Origin of the sequence: Streptomyces sp. NPDC088817, assembly GCF_044750345.1 — a bacterium.
Classification (GTDB): domain Bacteria; phylum Actinomycetota; class Actinomycetes; order Streptomycetales; family Streptomycetaceae; genus Streptomyces.
The window spans coordinates 36,214-57,613 of the sequence record NZ_JBIVJN010000010.1; the positions used below are offsets into that span (position 1 = coordinate 36,214).

Sequence of the window (21,400 nt, forward strand, 5' to 3'; positions counted from 1 at the left end):
CTCACATCCGGAAGACGCCGAACTGGGGGTCACCCAGCGGGGCGTTGGCGCACGCGGTCAGGGCCAGGCCCAGCACCTGGCGGGTCTCCAGCGGGTCGATCACGCCGTCGTCCCACAGGCGGGCGGTGGCGTAGTAGGCGTTGCCCTGGTGCTCGTACTGGGCGCGGATGGGGGCCTTGAAGGCCTCCTCGTCCTGCGCCGGCCACTCCTCGCCGCGGCCTTCGAGCTGGTCCCGCTTGACGGTGGCGAGCACCGAGGCGGCCTGCTCGCCGCCCATGACGGAGATCTTGGCGTTCGGCCACATCCACAGGAAGCGGGGGGAGTAGGCCCGGCCGCACATGGAGTAGTTGCCCGCGCCGTACGAACCGCCGACCACGACGGTCAGCTTGGGCACGCGGGTGCAGGCGACCGCGGTGACCATCTTGGCGCCGTGCTTGGCGATGCCGCCCGCCTCGTAGTCCTTGCCCACCATGAAGCCCGAGATGTTCTGCAGGAACAGCAGCGGGATCCCGCGCTGGTCGCACAGCTCGATGAAGTGGGCGCCCTTCTGGGCGGACTCGGAGAACAGGATGCCGTTGTTGGCGACGATCCCGACCGGGTGGCCGTGGATCCGGGCGAAGCCGGTGACGAGGGTCTGCCCGAACTCGGACTTGAACTCGGCGAAACGGGAGCCGTCGACCACGCGCGCGATGATCTCGCGGACGTCGTAGGGGGTGCGGGGGTCGGCGGGCACCGCCCCGTACAGCCCCATGGGGTCGACCTTGGGCTCGACCGCCTCGGTGACCTGCCACGGCAGGGTGCCGCGCGCGGGGAGGGTGGAGACGATGTTCCGCACGATGCGCAGGGCGTGGGCGTCGTCCTCGGCGAGGTGGTCGGTGACGCCGGAGATCCGGGAGTGCACCTCGCCGCCGCCGAGCTCCTCGGCGGTCACGACCTCGCCGGTGGCCGCCTTCACCAGCGGCGGCCCGCCCAGGAAGATCGTGCCCTGGTTGCGGACGATCACGGCCTCGTCGCTCATCGCCGGGACGTAGGCGCCGCCGGCCGTGCAGGAGCCGAGCACCGCGGCGATCTGCGGGATGCCGGCGCCCGACATCCGGGCCTGGTTGTAGAAGATCCGCCCGAAGTGCTCCCGGTCGGGGAAGACCTCGTCCTGCATGGGCAGGAAGGCACCGCCGGAGTCGACCAGGTACAGGCAGGGCAGGCGGTTCTCCAGCGCCACCTCCTGGGCCCGCAGGTGCTTCTTCACCGTCATCGGGTAGTAGGTGCCGCCCTTGACGGTGGCGTCGTTGGCGACGATCACGCACTCGCGGCCGGAGACCCGTCCGATGCCGGCGACGACCCCGGCGGCCGGGGCCTGGCCGTCGTACATCCCGTCGGCGGCCAGCGGTGCGAGTTCGAGGAACGGCGACCCGGCGTCGAGGAGGGTGTCCACGCGGTCGCGCGGCAGCAGCTTCCCGCGCGCGGTGTGCCGGGCGCGCGCCTTCTCACCGCCGCCGAGCCGTGCGGTGGCGAGCTTGCCGCGCAGCTCCTCGGCGAGCGCGCGGTGTGCCTGTTCGTTGGCTCGCCAGGCCTCCGACGCGGGATCGGCCGCGCTCGTCAGCTCCGGTGCCTCGTGCATCCTTGCGGTCCCCTCACCCGGTGGGCGGTGCCCCCGACTGTTAATGAGCGTTAACGTGATTCCCCTCCAGGTTAACGAGCGCTAACCGTCCTGTCTAGAATTGCTTTCATGGCCACCCGAACCGATGCCCCCACCCGTCGCGAGCAGATCCTCAAGGAAGCGGCGCGGCTCTTCGCCGAACGCGGGTTCCACGGTGTCGGCGTCGACGAGATAGGCGCCGCCGTGGGTATCAGCGGGCCGGGTCTGTACCGGCACTTCGCCGGCAAGGACGCGATGCTCGCCGAGCTGCTGGTCGGCATCAGCGGTCAGCTCCTGACGGGGGCGAAGCGGCGTCTGGCCGAGGCCGACGGGGTGGCCGGGCCCGAGGCGGTGCTCGACTCCCTCATCGAGGGGCACATCGACTTCGCGCTCGACGACCGTCCGCTCATCACCTTGCACGACCGGGAGCTGGACCGCCTGCGGGACAGCGACCGCAAGCTGGTGCGCCAGCTTCAGCGGCAGTACGTCGAGCTGTGGGTGGAGGTGGTCCGGCGGGTCCATCCGGACCTCGGCGAACCGGCCGCGCGCTCCGCCGTGCACTCGGTGTTCGGGCTGCTGAACTCCACGCCGCACCTGGGGCGCGCGGGTGTCCTGCCGGGGCGCGGGGACACGGCGGAGCTGCTGCATCGGATGGCTCGGGGGGCCTTCGCCTCCGCGGGGTCGCCCGCGGCGGGCTGAGCGGTGCGCGGGCGCGCCGCGCCCCCTTTGCGAGGTTGTGCACCCGTTCCCTTTACGAGGTTGTGTACTCGTCGGTATCTTGACTGAGCAAGCGCTTGGACAGTTGCTCTGTGGAGGTGGCGGCGTGCGGCGTACGGTGTTCGGAGAGGATCACGAGGCGTTCCGGGAGACCCTTCGCGCCTTCATCGAGGCGGAGGTCGTGCCGGTCTACGACGAGTGGTGCGCCGCAGGGCAGGTCCCGCGCGAGTTCTATCACCGGCTCGCCGAGCTCGGTCTGTTCGGGATCAACGTTCCCGAGGAGTACGGCGGCGCCGGACTCCAGACGCACCGGTTCGAGGCCGTCCAGTATGAGGAGACCGCCCGCGCGGGCGTGACCTTCGGCGGGTCCGGCGTGCACGTCCTGCTCGCGCTGCCCTACCTCAAGACGCTTGCCACCGACGAGCAGAAGAAGCGCTTCCTGCCCAGGTTCGTCTCCGGCGAGGAGATGTGGGCCATCGCGATGACGGAGCCCGGCACCGGCTCCGACCTCGCCGGCATGAAGACCACCGCCCGGCTCGGCGAGGACGGCACGCACTACGTCCTCAACGGCGCCAAGACCTTCATCACCGGCGGCGTCCACGCCGACCGGGTCATCGTATGCGCCCGCACCGCCGCCCCGGCGGCCGAGGACCGCCGCCACGGCATCTCCCTGTTCGCCGTCGACACCCGGTCCGCGGGCTACTCGGTGGGCCGCAAGCTCGACAAGCTGGGCCTGAAGGCGTCCGACACCGCCGAGCTGGCGTTCACCGACGTCGAGGTCCCGGTCGAGGACCTGCTCGGCGAGGAGAACAAGGGCTTCTCCTACCTCGGCGCCAACCTGCCCTCCGAGCGGTGGGGCATCGCCTTCGGCGCGTACGCGCAGGCCCGCGCCGCCGTCCGGTTCGCCCAGCAGTACGTGCGGGAGCGCACGGTCTTCGGCAAGCCGGTCGCCCACTTCCAGAACACCAAGTTCGAGCTGGCCGCCTGCCAGGCCGAGGTGGACGCGGCGCAGGCCGTCGCCGACCGCGCCCTTGAGGCCCTCGACGCCGGTGAGCTCACCCCCGCCGAGGCCGCCTCCGCCAAGCTGTTCTGCACCGAGGTCGCCCACCGCGTCATCGACCGCTGCCTCCAACTGCACGGCGGCTACGGCTACATGAACGAGTACCCCATCGCCCGCCTGTACGCGGACAACCGCGTCAACCGCATCTACGGCGGCACCAGCGAGATCATGAAGTCGATCATCGCCAAGGACATGGGCCTGTAAGGGCGGCCGACCCATGAACCCGGCACTTCGGTCCCTGCTCGATCTGCTCGACCTGGAGCGGATCGAGCGGGACATCTTCCGCGGCCGGTCCCGCCACGCGGTCGTCCCGCGCGTCTTCGGCGGGCAGGTCGCGGCGCAGGCGCTGGTCGCCGCGGGGCGCACGGTCCCCGCGGACCGGCACGCGCACTCGCTGCATGCCTACTTCCTGCGCCCCGGCGACCCGGGCGCGCCCATCGTCTACACCGTGGACCGCATCCGCGACGGCCGCTCCTTCACCACCCGCCGGGTCGTCGCGGTCCAGCACGGGCAGCCGGTCTTCCACCTCTCGGCGTCCTTCCAGACGTACGAGGAGGGCCTGGACCACCAGGCGCCCATGCCGCCCGCCCCGGACCCGGAGACCCTGCCCACCTCGCGGGAGCGGATGCGCGGCTACGGCCACCTTCCGCCCGAGGTCGTGGAGCGGTTCCTGGAGGCCCGCGAGGCCGTCGACCTGCGCTACGTCGACGAGCCGCCGTACGGCAGGTTCGGCGAGCCGCGCGAGCCGCGCTCCCAGGTCTGGTTCCGCGCGGACGGCAAGCTCGACGGCGACATCGACCAGCCCCTCCTGCACGTCGTCCTCGCCACCTACGTCTCCGACATGACGCTGCTGGACTCGGTGCTGCTCGCGCACGGCCGCGGCGGCTGGGCGGTCGGCGACGTGGTCGGGGCCTCGCTGGACCACGCGATGTGGTTCCACCGCCCGTTCCGGGCCGACGAGTGGCTGCTCTACGACCAGGAGTCCCCCTCCGCGCACGGCGGCCGCGGCCTCGGCCAGGCCCGCATCTACACCCAGGACGGCCGGCTGGCGATCTCCGTGATCCAGGAGGGCGTGGTCCGCGTCCCCCGGTCCGAGGACGCCCCGTCGGCCCGACCCCTGCGGGATGCCTAGGCCAGGCCCGCCTGGTCCAGCAGGTACGCCGTCATCGGGTCGTAGTACCGGGGGCTGACCACGTGGTCGTCGAGCGGCACGGTCACCTGGACGGTCCCCTCGGCCTCGGCGACGAAGAGGGCCGGGTCGTTGCAGTCGGCGTAGCCGACCGAGTCCACGCCGTGCTGACCGGCGTATCCCGCCCAGCCGTGGTCGGCGACGACCAGGTCGGGCAGCCGTCTGCCCTCGCGCTCCAGGCCGGTGAGGATGGCCCGCATCGGCTCGCCGGAGTGTGTGTGCCACAGGGTGGCGCCGTGCTCCAGGACGGCCACGTCCGCGAACTGCATGACGTATCCCTCGTCCGTCTGGAGCCCGTCCGGGATCACCACGATCTCGCAGCCGGCGGCGCGCAGGGCGGCGGCGGTGGCGCGGTGCACGTCGAGCAGGCCGCCGGGGTGACCGGTCGCGAACAGCACCCGCTGACTGCTGTCGGCGGCCTTGCGCAGCCGCCCGGCCATCCGCTCCAGGGCGTCGACGGTCAGCTCGGGGTCGATGGTGTCCTGGCCGTAGCGGTGCTCCGGGTCGTCGTTGACGCCGACGCGCTCCGCCATCACCGCCAGCACGTCCTGCTCGTCGCTCCAGCGGTCGCCGAGCTCCAGGCCGAGCCAGAAGTGGCGGTCGCCGTTCGCGAGCTTGCGGTAGTGGGAGAGGTTGTTCTCGCGAGGGGTGGCGACGTCCCCGGCGATACGGGTCCTCACGAGGTGGTCGACGAGCTCGGCGCGGCTGGGTGTCCCGGATATCGGCATGGCTCCCATTGTGGTGCAGCTCTCTGTCCCCGTCGCCGATGTCCCGACCGCTGGGACGTGGGTCACGCCCGGCGCAGGGCGAACCACAGCTCCATGCGGACGTCGGGGTCGTCCAGGTCGGTGCCGAGGAGGACGGCGCAGCGGGCGATGCGCTGCCGGACGGTGTTGCGGTGCACGGACAGGGCGACCGCGGTACGGTCCCAACTGCCGTGCAGGGAGAGCCAGGTGTGCAGCGTCTCGGTGAGCGCGGGGGCCGCGCCGAGCGGGGCGAGCAGCGCCTGGGCGTGGGCGTCGGCCTCGTCCCGGGGGAGCAGGTCGGTCAGTCCGGGGCGGGTGCCGTGGCCGACCAGGGCGGTGCGGGTGGCGCGGGCGCGGGCCAGGGCACGGGCCGCCTGGGCGTCGGCCGTCGCCCAGTCGCCGGGGCCGACGGCGGTGCTCACCCCGAGGGCCCAGCCGGGCTGCGGTCCCGGTTCCCGCTCTGCGGGCAGCAGGACCCGTACGACCCCGTCGGTGAGGTCGACCAGGGCCGAGCCCAGGGCGGCGCCGAGCGCGGAGGCGGCCACGGCGTCGGCGGCCTGGGTGTCCGGCCGCGCGTGCACGACGACCCACCGTCCGGTCCCGAGCAGCGGCGCCACCTCCTCGGGCGGCGCGCCCAGCAGCACCCTCACCAGCGCCGAGGACCGGGCCGCCCCCGTACCGCTGCGGTGCTCGCCGGTGAGCAGCGAGAGCAGCACGGCGGCCACGGACGCGATGGTGTGGTCCCCGGGTTCGCGGCGCGGCGAGGCGACTCCGAGCACGAAGCCCTGCCCGGTACCGAGGGCGTAGGCGGCGAGATGACTGCCGGCGACGGTGTCGGTGGCGGAGGAGGGGACGGTCCGGGAGGCGACGGGGAACGGTGCGGCGGTGGGTCGGGCGGCGGCGGGAACGGCTGCGGCGGTGGGTCGGCCGACCGGGGCGGGGGAAGACGGCGGGTGCGTCCGGCCGACCGGGGCGGGGGGAGACGGCGAGGCTGCCCAGCCGGTCGTGCCCGGCGGGGACGTAGAAGACGGTGGGGCTGTCCGGCCGGTCGTGCTGGGCGTGGCCGGGGGAGACGGCGGGTGCGTCCGGGCGGCCGTCCCCGGCTGGGTCGTAGGAGAGGACGAGGCTGTCCGGCCGATCGTTCCCGGCAGGTTCGCGGGAGATGACGAGGCCGTCCGGGCGGTCGTGCCCGGCGGCGTCGTAGGAGACGGCGAGGCTGTCCGGCCGGTCGTTCCGGGCGAGGTCGTGGCAGACGGCGAGGCGGTCCGGCCGGTCGGCGGGTGCGTACGGCCGGATGTCCCCGGCGAGGTCGTAGGACACGGCGGAGAGGTGCGGACGGACGCCCCCTCCGCGGCCGGGGCCGGAGCCATCGTCGTCGGGGCCGGGCGGACCACGTCCGTCAGGTGGGCGAGGGCCTGGCGGGCCGCCTCGTGCGGGGCCCGGCCCGCCGAGGCGATCTCCGTGCCGTCCGGACCGTACAGGACGCCCCAGCCGTTCAGGCGCTGGGCGAGCTGGCGCAGCACGGAGGGGACCGGGTCGGGGCGGGACGCGGCGGCCGCGAGCCTCTGCTGCGCCTCCGTGACGCGGCGCAGTTCGGCCAGCCGGGCCTGCGCCATGAGCTGCCAGACGGCGCGCGCGACACCGGAGAACGTGGTCTGCGGCGGGACTTCGAGCAGCGGCAGGCCGTGGGCCTCGCAGGCCGCCACCAGGGTGGGCGGCACCGTGTCGTGCACCGGCGCCAGGCCGAAACCGATGGCCGCGCCGCCCGCCGCCGCCACCCGGGAGACGTAGGTGTCGAAGTACGCCCCGGTGGCGTCCGCCGGGGTGACATGGACGCCGGCCGTCAGCAACAGCTCGCCGCCCAGCAGGTACGGGTAGGGGTCGGCCATCTCCGAGGTGTGCGCCCAGTGGATCGAGATGTCCGGGCCGGTCGGGCCTGCGATCCGGCGCAGAGCCAGGTCCTCCCGGGCCAGCAGGGCGGACAGCGGGATCGGCGGGGTCGGTGGGACGGCTGGGGCCAGGGGGACAGGTGCATCCGACACGATGTGCATTCCCTCCATACCGCCGCGACTCGAATGGATGAAACGTACACTTCGCAGTCGCTTTTCGGCCACCTAGTGTCTAGGGGGCCGGCAGCCACGGGTACGGGCGATGTCCCCGCGAGCCCTTGCCGAGCCACCCCCACATATCTGCACGACTCAAACACCTGCACGACACCGCCATCCGGATGTGCGCGAAGGAGGGCCCCACATGGCCGTCGACTACACAGTGATCGTCGTCTATCTCGCCGGCATGCTGGCCATGGGCTGGTGGGGCATGCGCCGCGCCAAGTCCAAGAGCGAGTTCCTGGTCGCGGGCCGCCGCCTCGGCCCCGCGATGTACTCCGGCACCATGGCGGCGATCGTTCTCGGCGGCGCGTCCACCATCGGCGGTGTCGGCCTCGGCTACAAGTACGGCCTCTCCGGCGCCTGGATGGTCTTCACCATCGGCCTCGGAATCCTCGCCCTCTCGGTCTTCTTCTCCGCCCGCATCGCCCGTCTGAAGGTCTACACCGTCTCCGAGATGCTCGACCTGCGCTACGGCGGCCGGGCCGGCGTCATCTCGGGCGTCGTCATGTGGGCGTACACCCTGATGCTGGCGGTGACCTCCACCATCGCGTACGCCACGATCTTCGACGTGCTGTTCGACCTGAACCGCACCGTCGCGATCATCCTCGGCGGCGCGATCGTCGTGGCCTACTCCACCCTCGGCGGCATGTGGTCCATCACGCTGACCGACATGGTGCAGTTCGTGGTGAAGACGATCGGCGTGCTGCTCCTGCTGCTGCCCATCGCCATCGTCAAGGCGGGCGGCTTCAGCGAGATGAAGGCCAAGCTGCCGACCTCCTACTTCGACCCGCTGGGCATCGGCGGCGAGACGATCTTCACGTATGTCCTGATCTACACCTTCGGCATGCTCATCGGCCAGGACATCTGGCAGCGCGTGTTCACCGCCCGCAGCGACACCACCGCCAAGTGGGGCGGCACCGTCGCCGGCACCTACTGCCTGGTCTACGCGATCGCCGGCGCGGTCATCGGCACCGCCGCCAAGGTGCTCTACCCCAACCTCGGCAGCGCCGACGACGCCTTCGCCACCATCGTCAAGGACGACCTGCCCATCGGCGTCCGCGGCCTGGTGCTCGCCGCCGCGCTGGCCGCGGTGATGTCCACCTCCTCCGGCGCGCTGATCGCCTGCGCCACCGTCGCCAACAACGACATCTGGTCCCGGCTGCGCGGCGCCGTCCGCCGCGAGGGGGAGGAGGCGCACGACGAGGTCAAGGGCAACCGCGTCTTCATCCTGATCATGGGCGTCGGCGTGATCTGCACCGCCATCGCGCTCAACAACGTCGTCGAGGCGCTGACCGTCGCCTACAACCTGCTCGTCGGCGGGCTGCTCGTGCCGATCCTCGGCGGACTGCTGTGGAGGCGCGGCACCGCGCAGGGCGCCCTCGCCTCCGTGATCGTCGGCGGCGCCGCGGTCATCGGCCTCATGGCGACCTTCGGCATCCTCGCCAACGAGCCCGTCTACTACGGCCTGTTGTCCTCCCTGGCCGCCTACGTCATCGTCTCCCTGGCCACCAGGCCGACCGACGAGGCAGTCCTCGCCGCCTGGCGCGAGCGGCTCGCCGGGCGCACCCCCGAACTCGCGTCCGAACCGGCCCCCGCTCACCAGTAGAGTCGATCACGAGCCATTACATACGCGACGAAGCGTAAGAAAGAAGGCATTTCACCATGAGCAGCACCGAGACGCCCCGCGGTCCCGTCGACTCCTCCCGCATCCCGCGGTACGCCGGCCCCGCGACCTTCGCCCGGCTGCCCCGCCTCGACGAGGTGGGCACCGCCGACGTCGCCGTCGTGGGTGTGCCGTTCGACTCCGGCGTCTCGTACCGGCCGGGCGCCCGCTTCGGCGGCAACGCCATCCGTGAGGCGTCCCGGCTGCTGCGCCCCTACAACCCGGCGCAGGACGCGTCCCCGTTCGCCCTCGCCCAGGTCGCGGACGGCGGCGACATCGCCGTGAACCCGTTCAACATCAACGAGGCCGTCGAGACCATAGAGGCCGCCGCCGACGAACTCCTCGGCACCGGAGCCCGGTTGATGACCCTCGGCGGCGACCACACCATCGCGCTCCCGCTGCTGCGGTCCGTCGCCAAGAAGCACGGCCCGGTCGCGCTGCTCCACTTCGACGCCCACCTCGACACCTGGGACACCTACTTCGGCGCCGAGTACACGCACGGCACCCCGTTCCGGCGGGCGGTGGAGGAGGGCATCCTCGACACCGAGGCGCTCTCCCACGTCGGCACCCGCGGCCCGCTGTACGGCAAGCAGGACCTCACCGACGACGAGAAGATGGGCTTCGGCATCGTCACCTCCGCCGACGTCTACCGCCGCGGCGCCGACGAGGTGGCCGACCAGCTCCGCCAGCGCATCGGCGACCGCCCGCTGTACATCTCCATCGACATCGACTGCCTCGACCCGGCGCACGCGCCCGGCACCGGCACCCCCGAGGCGGGCGGCATGACCTCCCGCGAACTGCTGGAGATCCTGCGCGGCCTGGCCTCCTGCAACCTGGTCTCCGCCGACGTCGTCGAGGTGGCCCCGGCGTACGACCACGCCGAGATCACCTCGGTGGCCGCCTCCCACACCGCGTATGAACTGACCACGATCATGGCCCGCCAGATCGCGGCGGCCCGGAAGGACGCGTAAGCGAAGTGACGCACGACCACGACCTGGTACTCCGCCCGACACCCGAGCAGACGGAGGCCGCCCTGAACCCTCCCCCCGGCCGCAACGGCGGAGACCTGGTCGTGGAGACCCTGGCCGGGCTGGGCGCGACGACCGTCTTCGGCCTCCCCGGGCAGCACGCCCTCGGCATGTTCGACGCGCTGCGCCGCTCGGAGCTGACGTACGTCGGCCTGCGGGTGGAGAACAACGCCGGCTTCGCCGCCGACGCCTACGGCCGGATCACCGGCGAGGCCGCGCCGCTGCTGCTGTCGACCGGTCCGGGAGCGCTGACCTCGCTGGCGGCGCTCCAGGAGGCGGCGTCGGCCTCCGCCCCCGTCCTGGCCATCAGCAGCCAGATCCCGACGGCCGGGCTCGGCGGCGGCCGCCACGGATACCTGCACGAACTGCCCGACCAGGCCGCCTCGTTCCGTGGTGTGGTGAAGTCGGTCCACACGGTCCGCACGCAATCGCAGATCCCCTCCGCCATCGCGGCCGCCTGGAAGTCGGCGCTTACGGTCCCGCACGGGCCCGTGTGGGTGGAGATCCCGCAGGACGTGCTCCTGGACCGGACGATCCTGCCGGTGGTGACGGCCCCGGACGCCACCCCGGAGGAGCTGGTCCCGCGTCCCGAACTCACCGCGGTGGCGGCCGACCTGCTGTCCGGGGCCGCCCGCCCGGCGATCATCGCGGGCGGCGGCGTGGTCCGCGCCGACGCGTCCGGCAAGCTGCTGGCCCTCGCGGAGCGGCTCGACGCCCCCGTCGTCACGACCTTCGGCGGCAAGGGCGCCTTCCCCTGGGAGCACCCGCTGTCCCTCCAGTCCTGGCTGGAGGACCGGCACACCACGGACTTCCTCGAGGACGCCGACGTGCTGCTCGTGGTCGGCTCGGGTCTCGGCGAACTCTCCTCCAACTACCACACGTTCAAGCCGCGCGGCCGCGTGATCCAGATCGAGGCCGACCTCGGCAAGCTGGAGTCCAACCACCCGGCGCTCGGCATCCACGCCGACGCCCGCCTGGCGCTCCAGGCCCTGCTGGAGACCGTGGACGAGCGCGCGGACGAGACCGCCGCCGACCGTGTGCGCGAGGTCCTCGCCAAGGTCCGCGACCGGATCGCCGCCCAGGAACTCACCCTGGAGCAGGACGTGCTGGCGTCCGTCCGCCGCGCCCTGCCCGCCGGCTCGCCGTCCTTCTGGGACATGACGATCCTGGCGTACTGGGCCTGGTCGGCGTTCGACGCCGAGTCCCCCAACACCATGCACTCGGCCCAGGGCGCGGGCGGCCTCGGCTACGGCTTCCCGGCGGCGCTCGGGGCCGCGGCCGCGGACCGCACCCGCCCGGTCCTCGCGGTGTCGGGCGACGGCGGCGCCCTGTACTCGATCGCCGAACTGGCCACGGCACGGCAGTACGACCTGAACGTGACCTGGCTGATCGTCGACGACGGCGGCTACGGCATCCTCCGCGAGTACATGACCGACGCCTTCGGCCAGGCCACGGCCACGGAGCTCACCCGCCCCGACTACGTGGCCCTGGCGGAATCCTTCGGCGTCCCGGGCGTGCGGACGACCCCTGAGACGCTGGCGGCCGACCTGGCGAACGCCCTTGCCGCACCGGGTCCTTCAGTGGTCGTCCTCCCCGCGGTCCTGCGGATGTTCGCGCCCACGCACCTGGACTGAGGCCGCGGCGAAAAGGGAAGGGGCTCCGCTCGTGTGTGCGAGCCCCTGACTGCATTCGGGTAACGGCGGGTCAAAACTCGGCCAACTCGCGCAACCTTGTGCCGGGTTTTGTACGTCAAGGGTGCATGACTCACTGGATAACCCGACGCGCCAGAGTGCTCGCGGCGGGCGTGGGCGCCGGGATGCTGATTCCCTGCGTGGCCGCCGCGTCGCCCGCCGCGGCCGCCACACCCACGGTCAGCTGCACGTCCGGCAAGGCGGGCCTGGCGGCCAAGTTGGAGAAGGACATCACCGCGGCGATGAAGGACCGCAAGGGCACCATCGCCGTCGGTCTGCGCGACCGCACCACCGACACGACCTGCACGCTGCGCCAGTCGACCGCCTACGACTCGGCGAGCGTCGTCAAGGTCACCGTCCTCGCCACCCTGTTGTGGGACGCGAAGAAGCACAACCGCTTCCTCACCGCCCGCGAGACCACCCTCGCCAAGGCGATGATCACCAAGTCGGACAACAACGCCACCTCCACCTTGTGGAAGCAGCTCGGTGTGACGAAGGTGAAGGGCTTCCTCACCGCGGCCGGCATGACCCAGACCAAGCCCGGCGCGAACGGCTACTGGGGCCTCACCCAGATCACCGTGCGCGACGAGCAGAAGCTGCTCGGACTGATCACGGCCAAGAACTCGGTACTGAGCGACAACTCCCGCGACTACATCCTCAAGCTCATGGGCCAGGTCGTCGCCTCCCAGCGCTGGGGCACACCCGCCGGGGCGCCGTCCTCCGTCGCCGTGCACGTCAAGAACGGCTGGCTGTCGCGCTCCACGCACGGCTGGCGCGTGCACAGCGTCGGCACGTTCAACGGGACCGGCCGCGACTACATGATCACGGTGCTCACCCAGGACAACAGCACCATGAACTACGGCGTCACCACCATCCAGAACATCGCCAAGGCCATCCACAAGGACCTCGTCCCCACGACGACGGACCCCGCGCGCTACGCGCCGACCACCACACCCAAGGAGGCGTTCGTGGCCGTTCCCTCCGGCGGGTGACCCCGCGCCGCCGGCGCGCATTGTCGTGGCGGGATGAAATCCGCCGCCGCCCGCGTTGGTGTCTTCCGGAAGATCAGTTCTTGAGGGAGGCACCGACGTGGCAGCGCAGCCGGGATGGGCGCGGAGACTGGCGGGGTACGCCTGGCGTCACCCCAGGGACGTCGTCCTCGCCCTCGGCGCCTCGCTCGCCGGCATGGCCGTCACGGCGCTGGTGCCGCTGATCACCAAGGTGATCATCGACGACGTGATCGGCGACCACAGCCGTCGTATGACCCCGTGGGCGGGTGCCCTGGTCGCCGCCGCGCTCGTCGTCTACGTCCTCACCTACATCCGCCGCTACTACGGCGGCCGGCTCGCCCTCGACGTCCAGCACGACCTGCGGACGGAGATGTACGAGACGATCACCCGGCTCGACGGCAGACGCCAGGACGAGCTGTCCACCGGCCAGGTGGTCGGCCGGGCCACCAGCGACCTCCAGCTGATCCAGGGCCTGCTCTTCATGCTGCCGATGACGATCGGCAACGTCCTGCTCTTCCTGATCTCCCTGATGATCATGGCCTGGCTGTCGCTGCCGCTGACCCTGGTCGCCCTCGCCGTCGCCCCGGCCCTCGGCTGGATCGCCCGGCGAAGCCGCACCAAGCTCCACCCCGCCACCTGGTACGCCCAGGCGCAGGCCGCCGCCGTCGCCGGCGTGGTCGACGGCGCGGTCAGCGGCGTCCGCGTGGTGAAGGGCTTCGGACAGGAGGAGCAGGAGACCGGAAAGCTGCGCGAGGTCGGCCGCAGGCTGTTCGCAGGGCGGCTGCGCACCATCCGTCTGAACTCCCGGTTCACCCCCGCGCTCCAGGCCGTGCCCGCCCTCGGCCAGGTCGCCATGCTGGCCCTCGGCGGCTGGCTCGCCGTGCGCGGGCACATCACGCTGGGCACGTTCGTCGCCTTCTCCGCCTACCTCGCCCAGCTCGTCGGCCCGGTCCGCATGCTCGCCATGGTGCTCACGGTCGGGCAGCAGGCCCGCGCGGGCACCGAACGCGTCCTGGAACTGATCGACACCGAACCCACCCTGACCGGCGGCACCAAGGAGCTGCCCGCCGACGCGCCCGCGACCGTCGAGTTCGACAACGTCTCGTTCGGCTACGCGGACGACCGGCCCGTCCTCCAGGGGCTGTCGTTCCAGATCCGCCCCGGCGAGACCCTGGCCGTCGTCGGCTCCTCCGGCTCCGGCAAGTCCACGGTCTCCCTGCTGCTGCCCCGCTTCTACGACGTCACCCACGGCGCCGTCCTCGTCGGCGGCCACGACGTGCGCGAACTGACCCTGGACTCGCTCAGGGCCGCGATCGGCCTGGTGCCCGAGGACTCCTTCCTGTTCTCCGACACCGTCCGCGCCAACATCGCCTACGGCCGCCCCGACGCCACCCCGGAGCAGATCGAGGCCGCCGCCCGCGCCGCCCAGGCCGACCGTTTCATCGCCGAGCTGCCCGAGGGCTACGACACCAGGGTCGGCGAGCAGGGCCTGACCCTCTCCGGCGGCCAGCGTCAGCGCGTCGCACTGGCCCGCGCGATCCTCACCGACCCGCGCCTGCTCGTCCTGGACGACGCCACCTCCGCCGTGGACGCCCGCGTAGAGCACGAGATCCACGAGGCCCTGGCACACGTCATGGAGGGCCGCACGGCCCTCCCGTCGCCCGACCACCACCCCTCATCGAGCGCTAACGCGCGCACCACCCTGTTGATCGCCCACCGCCGCTCCACCCTGAACCTCGCCGACCGCATCGCCGTCCTCGACCAGGGCCGCCTCGCCGACCTCGGCACCCACGACGAGCTCCAGGAGCGGTGCGCCCTCTACCGGCGCCTGCTCACCGACCCCGACGAACTCGGCGGCGTCTCGCCGGGCCACGCCCAGTCCGCCGCGCCCCCGGAGGACGTCTCCGTCCGGGATGAACTGGACGCCGAGTTCGACGCCGAGCGCGGCATCACGCCCGCCCTGTGGGCGGGGGACCGCGAGCCCCGGGACACGGCGATGTCCGGCATGCCCGCCACCCCCGAACTGCTCGCCCAGGTCGCCGCGCTGCCGCCCGCCACCGACACCCCCGGCATCGACGAGCGGCGGGCCGTCCGCCCGGAGGACTCCTACGGCCTGCGCCGACTGCTGCGCGGCTTCGGCCTGCCGCTCCTGGTCAGCCTCGGCCTCGTCGCCGTGGACGCCGGCATGGGCCTGCTGCTGCCGGTCCTGATCCGGCACGGCATCGACCAGGGCGTCACGCGGATGGCCCTGGGCGCCGTCTGGGCGGCCTCGCTGCTCGCCCTGCTCGCCGTGCTGGTGCAGTGGGCGGCGCAGATCGGCGAGACCCGGATGACCGGCCGCACCGGCGAGCGGGTGCTGTACTCGCTGCGGCTGAAGATCTTCGCCCAGCTCCAGCGGCTCGGCCTCGACTACTACGAGCGCGAGCTGACCGGCCGGATCATGACCCGGATGACGACCGATGTCGATGCTTTGTCGACATTTCTGCAGACCGGTCTGGTGACGGCGTTCGTCTCCGTGGTCACCTTCTTCGGCATCATGGTGGCCCTGCTGGTCATCGACGTGCATCTGGCGCTGGTCGTCTTCGCGACGCTGCCGCCGCTGGTCGTCGCCACGTTCTTCTTCCGCCGGGCGAGCGTGCGCGCGTACGAGCTGGCCCGTGAGCGGGTGTCGGTGGTCAACGCCGACCTCCAGGAGTCGGTGGCCGGGCTGCGGATCGTGCAGGCCTTCCGGCGCGAGGGTGACGGCGCGCGGCGGTTCGCCGGGCGCAGCGACAGCTACCGCCAGGCGCGGATACGGGGCCAGTGGCTGATCTCGGTCTACTTCCCGTTCGTGCAGTTCCTCTCCTCGGTCGCGGCGGCCTCGGTGCTGATCGCGGGCGCGGGCCGGGTGGAGGCGGCCACGCTGACCGCGGGCGCCCTGGTGGCGTACCTGCTCTACATCGACCTGTTCTTCGCGCCCGTCCAGCAGCTCTCCCAGGTCTTCGACGGCTACCAGCAGGCGACCGTCTCCCTGGGCCGCATCCAGGAGCTGCTGCGGGAGCCGACGTCCACCGGGACGGCCGCCGAGCCCCGCGACGTGCCCGCGCTGCGCGGCGAGATCGCCTTCGAGGACGTGCACTTCCGGTACGGCGCCGCCGACGAGGGGGAGGCGGCTCTCACCGGCGTCGACCTGCGCGTCCCGGCCGGACAGACCGTCGCCTTCGTCGGCGAGACCGGCGCGGGCAAGTCGACCCTGGTGAAGCTGGTGGCCCGGTTCTACGATCCGACCGGCGGCCGGGTGACCGTCGACGGCACGGACCTCAGGGCGCTGGACCTCACCGCGTACCGGCACCGGCTCGGGGTCGTGCCGCAGGAGGCGTACCTCTTCCCGGGCACCGTCCGCGACGCCATCGCCTACGGCCGCCCCGACGCCACCGACGCCGAGGTGGAGGCCGCCGCCCGCGCGGTCGGCGCGCACGAGATGATCGCCACGCTGGAGGGCGGCTACCTGCACGAGGTCGCCGAGCGCGGACGCAACCTGTCGGCCGGTCAGCGCCAGCTCATCGCGCTGGCCCGCGCCGAACTCGTCGACCCCGACGTCCTGCTCCTCGACGAGGCGACCGCCGCGCTCGACCTGGCCACCGAGGCACAGGTCAACCAGGCCACCGACCGGCTCGCGGGCCGCCGTACGACGCTGGTGGTCGCCCACCGGCTGACCACGGCCGCCCGCGCCGACCGGGTGGTGGTCATGGACCACGGCCGGGTCGCCGAGGACGGCACGCACGAGGAACTGCTGGCCCGCGACGGCCGGTACGCCGAGCTGTGGCGGACGTTCGTCGGCGCGCCCGAGCCGGAGGAGCCGGTCAGCGCCTCGCGCTGAGCCCGCGGAGGGCAACCGTCCGGCCCACGGGCCGCGTCCGTACATCAGTACGCTTGTGACTGGCCGTCGGGGGGGACTGTGGACAGTGGTGCGATACGCCGGAGGCCGCTGCCGTTCGTGGCCGTGCTGACCGGGGCGGTGCTGCTGGCGTTCGCCGCACCCGGCACCGCCCGGGCGGCGGCCGCCACCTGTGCCGGCCGCGAGGTCAGGACGGTGCCCTTCGCCACCGGCACCGTCCACCTCCACAAGCGCGACGGCTACGTCTGCGCCCTCACCGTCGCCACGAAACCCGGCACCAAACGGCAGATGTCGGTGACGGTGCAGGCCCGCGGCAACCGTCCGGTCACCGACAAGGGCCGCTACTCCCGGCACGCCGGCCCGGTCACCGTGCACGCGGGCCACCGGTGCGTGCGGGTCGCCGGATCGGTGGGCTCGAAGTCGGTGCACACGGACTGGATCCTTTGCTGATCCCCTGAAACACGTTCAGGTATTTTCCCTGCTCCCCTGGTGTGCACCCGAGTTGCTCCGATAGCTTCCGGCGAACATCTGTCTCATAGGGAGGGTGCATGCGCAAGGCGCTCAGATGGCTGCTCGCGCTCACTGTGTCCATCGGCACGCTGAGCACGGCGGGGGCGGCCACCGCAGCCCAGCCGGAGGCCACGAACGGCACCGCGGCGAGCTCGGAAACCGACATCCTGAACCGGCTCCTGGCCATCCCGGGGATGAGCCTGATCCAGGAGAAGCCCTACAACGGCTACCGCTTCTTCGTCCTCAACTACACCCAGCCGGTGGACCACCGCCATCCCTCGAAGGGCACCTTCGAGCAGCGGATCACCGTGCTGCACAAGGGGGACGACCGTCCGACGGTCTTCTACACCGGCGGCTACAGCGTCTCCACGACGCCCAGCCGCCGCGAGCCCACCCAGATCGTGGACGGCAACCAGGTCTCCATGGAGTACCGGTTCTTCACCCCGTCCCGGCCCGCCCCGGCCGACTGGTCCAAGCTCGACATCTGGCAGGCCGCCAGCGACCAGCACCGCATCTACCAGGCGCTGAAGCCGATCTACTCCCAGAACTGGATCGCCACCGGCGGCTCCAAGGGCGGCATGACGGCCACCTACTACAAGCGCTTCTACCCCGGTGACATGGACGGCGTGGTCGCCTACGTCGCCCCCAACGACGTGGTCGACAAGGAGGACTCCGCCTACGACCGCTTCTTCACCACCGTCGGCACCAAGGAGTGCCGCGACCGGCTGAACGGGGTGCAGCGGGAGGCGCTGGTGCGCCGGGAGCCACTGGAGAAGAAGTACGCCGACTTCGCCGCCGGCAACGGCTACACCTTCACCACCATCGGCAGCCTGGACAAGGCGTACGAGGCCGTCGTCCTCGACTACGTGTGGGGCTTTTGGCAGTACAGCCTGCTGAAGGACTGCGGCACCATCCCTGGTGACGCCAAGAACGCCACCGACCAGCAGATCTGGGACAGCGTCAACACGATCTCCGGGTTCGACGCCTACACCGACCAGGGCCTGGAGCCCTACACGCCGTACTACTACCAGGCGGGCACGCAGCTCGGCGCGCCGACGATCCACTTCCCGCACATCGAGAAGAAGCTGATCCGCTACGGCTACCAGCCGCCGCGCAACTTCGTGCCGCGCTCCATCCCGATGAAGTTCCAGCCGTCGGCGATGCGCGACGTGGACACGTGGGTGCGACAGCACGCGAACCACATGCTCTTCGTGTACGGGGAGAACGACCCGTGGGGCTCGGAGCGGTTCCGCCTCGACAAGAAGGCTCAGGACTCGTACGTCTTCACGGCGCCCGGCATGAACCACGGGGCGAACGTCGCCGGTCTCGTGCCGGACGAGAAGGCGCTCTCCACGGCGAGGATCCTCGAGTGGGCCGGAGTCGCCGGCCCGGCGGTCCAGTCGAACCCGTCGGTGGCCAGGCCGCTGGCCGGCTTCGACGCGAAGCTGGACGTGCGGGACGTGGAGCGCGAGCCCGCGCTCAGGCCGTGACGCGCTGATCCGCACACGCTGATCGGCGCACGCTGATCCTGGTGGGCTGCGCCCGGAGTCACAGTCTCCGGGCGCAGCCCACCGGTTCGTCTCCGCCCAGCCGGACGTACAGGGCGGTCGACGCGGGGCACTGGTCGCGGCTGCGCACCGCCCGTGTCACCCGGTACTCCGGCTTCCTCCCGCCCGTGCCGTCGCACGCCGTCTCCCGGACCTGGCCGCGGCCTGAGCCGTAGAGGCAGTCGCCGACGACGGTGCGCGGGCCGCCCCCGCCGCCGGGGTCGCCCGGGTGCGGGGGCTGGAGGTTGCGCATGCAGGCGTAGCCCTGCGGGATCGCGCCGCCCTCCCGGCCCGGAGCGGCCGGCTGGGCGCCGATGTGCAGCACGAAGTCGGTGTCCGGCGGGCAGAGCGGGCCGTCGGCGGGCCGGCCGTCGTGGCGGGCGGTCACCCGGGCCGCCGCCCGCTCGCCGGAGCACGGCACCTCGGTGAAGCTCGTCGTGCCGAAGGAGCTGCACTCGCCCACGTCGAGGAACACCGCGCCGTGTCCGGAGGACAGCGCGGGGGACGGGGCAGCGCTCCGCTCCCGGGCGTCCGTGGATCCGGTCGGCTGTCCGCAGCCCGCCAGCACGGCCGTGAGCAGCACCGGCAGGGCGCACGCCACCCCCACCCGCCATGTCCCGCGACTCGCCATCCCCCGGTCCACCCCCTGACCCAGCGTGGCCCGTCACAGCGGGGCCACGCCAGGCGTGCGGGGTGCTTCGGGTCAGTTGGCGGTGGCGCGCCGGGGGCGTGGCGTAAGCGCCGTACGCCCGACGCGCGAGCCCGGCCGGTACGTCAGTACGTCAGGCCGTACCCGATGGGGTGGAGGACCTGTGCCGGGTCGTCCGCCCGCTGTACCGGCACCGGGAGCCTCCCGCGCGGCCTCGCCCGGCCCGCGATCACCCGTGCGGCGGCGCGCAGTTCCACGTCCGTCCAGGAGTAGGCCGCCAAGTGGGCGGAGACGGTCGGCAGTTGGGCGATGTCGTAGGGGTTGCGGACCGCGACCGCGATCACCGGGCGGCCGGTGGCGACGAGCCGTTCCACCAGCGTCTTCTGGGAGCTGCCCGCCGTGACGTTGTACGTCGCGACCACCACCGCGTCCGCGTTCTGCGCCGCGGCCACCGCCTTGTCGATGGTCGCCGCCGACGGGGCGGTGCCGGTGGACAACGCCGTGGCCTGGAAGCCGAGTTCGGTGAGGGCGGCGGCGAGCACCCCGGTGGGCGGGCCGGTGGTGCCCGACGGGGAGGCGGGGTCGGCACCGAGGACCAGCAGTCTCTTGTGGCCGCGGCGGGACAGCGGCAGCAGGCGGCCCTCGTTGGCCAGCAGGGTCGTGGTCCGCTCGGCGATCCTGTCGGCCGCCGCCAGATGGGCGCCGACGCCCACGACGCGGTCGACGTTCGCCTGGCTGACGTAAGGGTCCTCCAGCAGACCCAGTTTCGCCTTCAGCCGCAGAACGCGCAGGATCGACTCGTCGAGCCGGGCCTCGGTCAGCTCACCGGCGCGTACCGCGTTCAGCACCGCGTTCCAGGCCACGTCCAGCGAGGGCGGGTTGAGCAGCTGGTCCACGCCCGCCTTCAGGGCGAGCACCGGCACCCGGTCGTCGCCGTACTTGGTGCGCACGCCGTCCATGCCGAGCGAGTCGGTCACCACGACTCCGTCGTAGCCGAGTTCGCCGCGCAGGATGCCGGTGAGGATCGAGTGGGACAGGGTGGCCGGGTCTCCGGAGTCGTCCAGCGCCGGGAACTGGATGTGCGCGGTCATGATCGAGTCGATGTCCGCCTTGATCGCGGCCCGGAACGGCACCGCGTCCAGTTTCTCCCACAGTTCGCGGCTGTGCGTGATGACCGGGAAGCCGTAGTGGCTGTCGGTGGCGGTGTCCCCGTGCCCGGGGAAGTGCTTCGCGGTCGCCGCCACCTTGGAGCTCTGGTAGCCCTTCACCTCGGCGGCCACCAGCCTCGCCACCGCGTCCGGGTCGGCGCCGAAGGACCGTACGCCGATGACCGGGTTGGCCGGGTTGACGTTCACGTCGGCGTCGGGGGAGTAGTCCTGGTTGATGCCGAGGGCGCGCAGCTCCGCGCCGGAGACGCGGCCCAGGGTGTGGGCGTCGGCGGACGAGCCGCCCGCGCCCATCGCCATGGCGCCCGGGAAGAGGGTCGCGGGCTTGCCCACGCGGCAGACGATGCCGTGCTCCTGGTCGGTGGCGACGAGCAGGGGCAGGCCGCGCGGCTGCGCGAGGGACGCCTCCTGGATCCCGTTGGACAGGCCGGCTATCTGGTGCGGGTTCTGGGTGTTGTTGGCCCAGGCGAAGTAGATGATGCCGCCGACGCGGTACTTGGCGATCAGCTCGGCGGCCGTGCGGACGCCGATCTCCTTGAGGTTGGCGTCGATGTCGGCCTGCGTCGGGTCGGTCGCCGAGTGGCCGTAGACCCGCATCACGAAGAGCTGGCCGACCTTCTCCTCGAGCGTCATCCGGGAGATGAGGGCGCGCAGCTTCTTGTCGTTGGAGGAGGCGGCGTGGGCGGTGCCGGTGCCCGAGACCGCCAGGGCGGCGGTGAGGCCCGCGGTGGCGGCGAGGACGGTGCGTCTGGAGGGAAGTGCGGTGGTTCCCGTGCTGGTGTCGTGCACGTGCGCCCCTTCCG

The 21,400-nt window shown here is 72.1% G+C and carries 15 protein-coding genes; 10 read left to right on the forward strand and 5 right to left on the reverse strand.

Annotated features, from left to right (window positions below):
• Position 1 precedes the first annotated feature (1 nt).
• Positions 2-1,618, reverse strand: a complete 1,617-nt coding sequence (locus tag ACIP4X_RS19865; protein WP_391458090.1) for a carboxyl transferase domain-containing protein — start codon at positions 1,616-1,618, stop codon at positions 2-4.
• Positions 1,619-1,726: 108 nt separating this feature from the next.
• Between ACIP4X_RS19865 and ACIP4X_RS19870 the strand changes: the two genes are divergently transcribed.
• The 3 genes from ACIP4X_RS19870 to ACIP4X_RS19880 all read left to right on the forward strand — a co-directional run bounded on the left by ACIP4X_RS19870 (position 1,727) and on the right by ACIP4X_RS19880 (position 4,545).
• A complete protein-coding gene (locus ACIP4X_RS19870; RefSeq protein ID WP_358728402.1) occupies positions 1,727-2,335 on the forward strand; it encodes a TetR/AcrR family transcriptional regulator in 609 nt (202 codons plus the stop codon).
• 124 nt (positions 2,336-2,459) lie between these two features.
• Positions 2,460-3,617 carry an acyl-CoA dehydrogenase family protein gene (locus ACIP4X_RS19875; RefSeq protein WP_358728404.1) on the forward strand — a complete coding sequence of 386 codons (1,158 nt, stop codon included), beginning with the start codon at positions 2,460-2,462 and terminating at the stop codon, positions 3,615-3,617.
• A gap of 13 nt (positions 3,618-3,630) precedes the next feature.
• Positions 3,631-4,545 (forward strand): acyl-CoA thioesterase domain-containing protein, encoded by a 915-nt coding sequence (locus tag ACIP4X_RS19880; RefSeq protein ID WP_391458092.1) that lies wholly within the window; start codon positions 3,631-3,633, stop codon positions 4,543-4,545.
• Here ACIP4X_RS19880 and ACIP4X_RS19885 read toward each other — a convergent pair.
• Both ACIP4X_RS19885 and ACIP4X_RS19890 read right to left on the reverse strand, forming a co-directional pair.
• On the reverse strand, positions 4,542-5,330 hold the full coding sequence (locus ACIP4X_RS19885; protein ID WP_358728408.1) for a phosphatase: 789 nt from the start codon (positions 5,328-5,330) through the stop codon (positions 4,542-4,544). The two genes, ACIP4X_RS19880 and ACIP4X_RS19885, sit on opposite strands and share 4 nt — an antisense overlap.
• Before the next feature lie 62 nt (positions 5,331-5,392).
• On the reverse strand, positions 5,393-7,390 hold the full coding sequence (locus ACIP4X_RS19890) for a PucR family transcriptional regulator ligand-binding domain-containing protein (protein ID WP_391458095.1): 1,998 nt from the start codon (positions 7,388-7,390) through the stop codon (positions 5,393-5,395).
• A gap of 208 nt (positions 7,391-7,598) precedes the next feature.
• Between ACIP4X_RS19890 and ACIP4X_RS19895 the strand changes: the two genes are divergently transcribed.
• From ACIP4X_RS19895 to ACIP4X_RS19925, 7 genes are all read left to right on the forward strand, one after another.
• Entirely contained in the window at positions 7,599-9,062 is a 1,464-nt protein-coding gene (locus tag ACIP4X_RS19895) for a sodium:solute symporter (protein ID WP_358728411.1), read from the forward strand.
• Positions 9,063-9,118: 56 nt separating this feature from the next.
• Positions 9,119-10,090: an agmatinase gene (speB, locus tag ACIP4X_RS19900; RefSeq protein ID WP_358728413.1), complete on the forward strand. Its 972-nt coding sequence runs from the start codon at positions 9,119-9,121 to the stop codon at positions 10,088-10,090.
• Positions 10,091-10,095: 5 nt separating this feature from the next.
• Positions 10,096-11,781: a thiamine pyrophosphate-binding protein gene (locus tag ACIP4X_RS19905; RefSeq protein WP_358728415.1), complete on the forward strand. Its 1,686-nt coding sequence runs from the start codon at positions 10,096-10,098 to the stop codon at positions 11,779-11,781.
• 125 nt (positions 11,782-11,906) lie between these two features.
• A complete protein-coding gene (locus ACIP4X_RS19910) occupies positions 11,907-12,830 on the forward strand; it encodes a serine hydrolase (protein WP_358728417.1) in 924 nt (307 codons plus the stop codon).
• Between the two features lie 97 nt (positions 12,831-12,927).
• Positions 12,928-16,707: an ABC transporter transmembrane domain-containing protein gene (locus ACIP4X_RS19915; protein WP_391458099.1), complete on the forward strand. Its 3,780-nt coding sequence runs from the start codon at positions 12,928-12,930 to the stop codon at positions 16,705-16,707.
• A 78-nt stretch (positions 16,708-16,785) separates the two neighbouring features.
• Positions 16,786-17,175 (forward strand): hypothetical protein, encoded by a 390-nt coding sequence (locus ACIP4X_RS19920; RefSeq protein ID WP_358728421.1) that lies wholly within the window; start codon positions 16,786-16,788, stop codon positions 17,173-17,175.
• 98 nt (positions 17,176-17,273) lie between these two features.
• Positions 17,274-18,725 (forward strand): S28 family serine protease, encoded by a 1,452-nt coding sequence (locus ACIP4X_RS19925; RefSeq protein ID WP_358728423.1) that lies wholly within the window; start codon positions 17,274-17,276, stop codon positions 18,723-18,725.
• 58 nt (positions 18,726-18,783) lie between these two features.
• Here ACIP4X_RS19925 and ACIP4X_RS19930 read toward each other — a convergent pair whose 3' ends face one another.
• Positions 18,784-19,413 (reverse strand): hypothetical protein, encoded by a 630-nt coding sequence (locus ACIP4X_RS19930; RefSeq protein ID WP_358728424.1) that lies wholly within the window; start codon positions 19,411-19,413, stop codon positions 18,784-18,786.
• A 143-nt stretch (positions 19,414-19,556) separates the two neighbouring features.
• Positions 19,557-21,386, reverse strand: coding sequence for a glycoside hydrolase family 3 protein (locus ACIP4X_RS19935; RefSeq protein ID WP_401349705.1), 1,830 nt, complete (start codon positions 21,384-21,386; stop codon positions 19,557-19,559).
• Between the last annotated feature and the right edge of the window lie 14 nt (positions 21,387-21,400).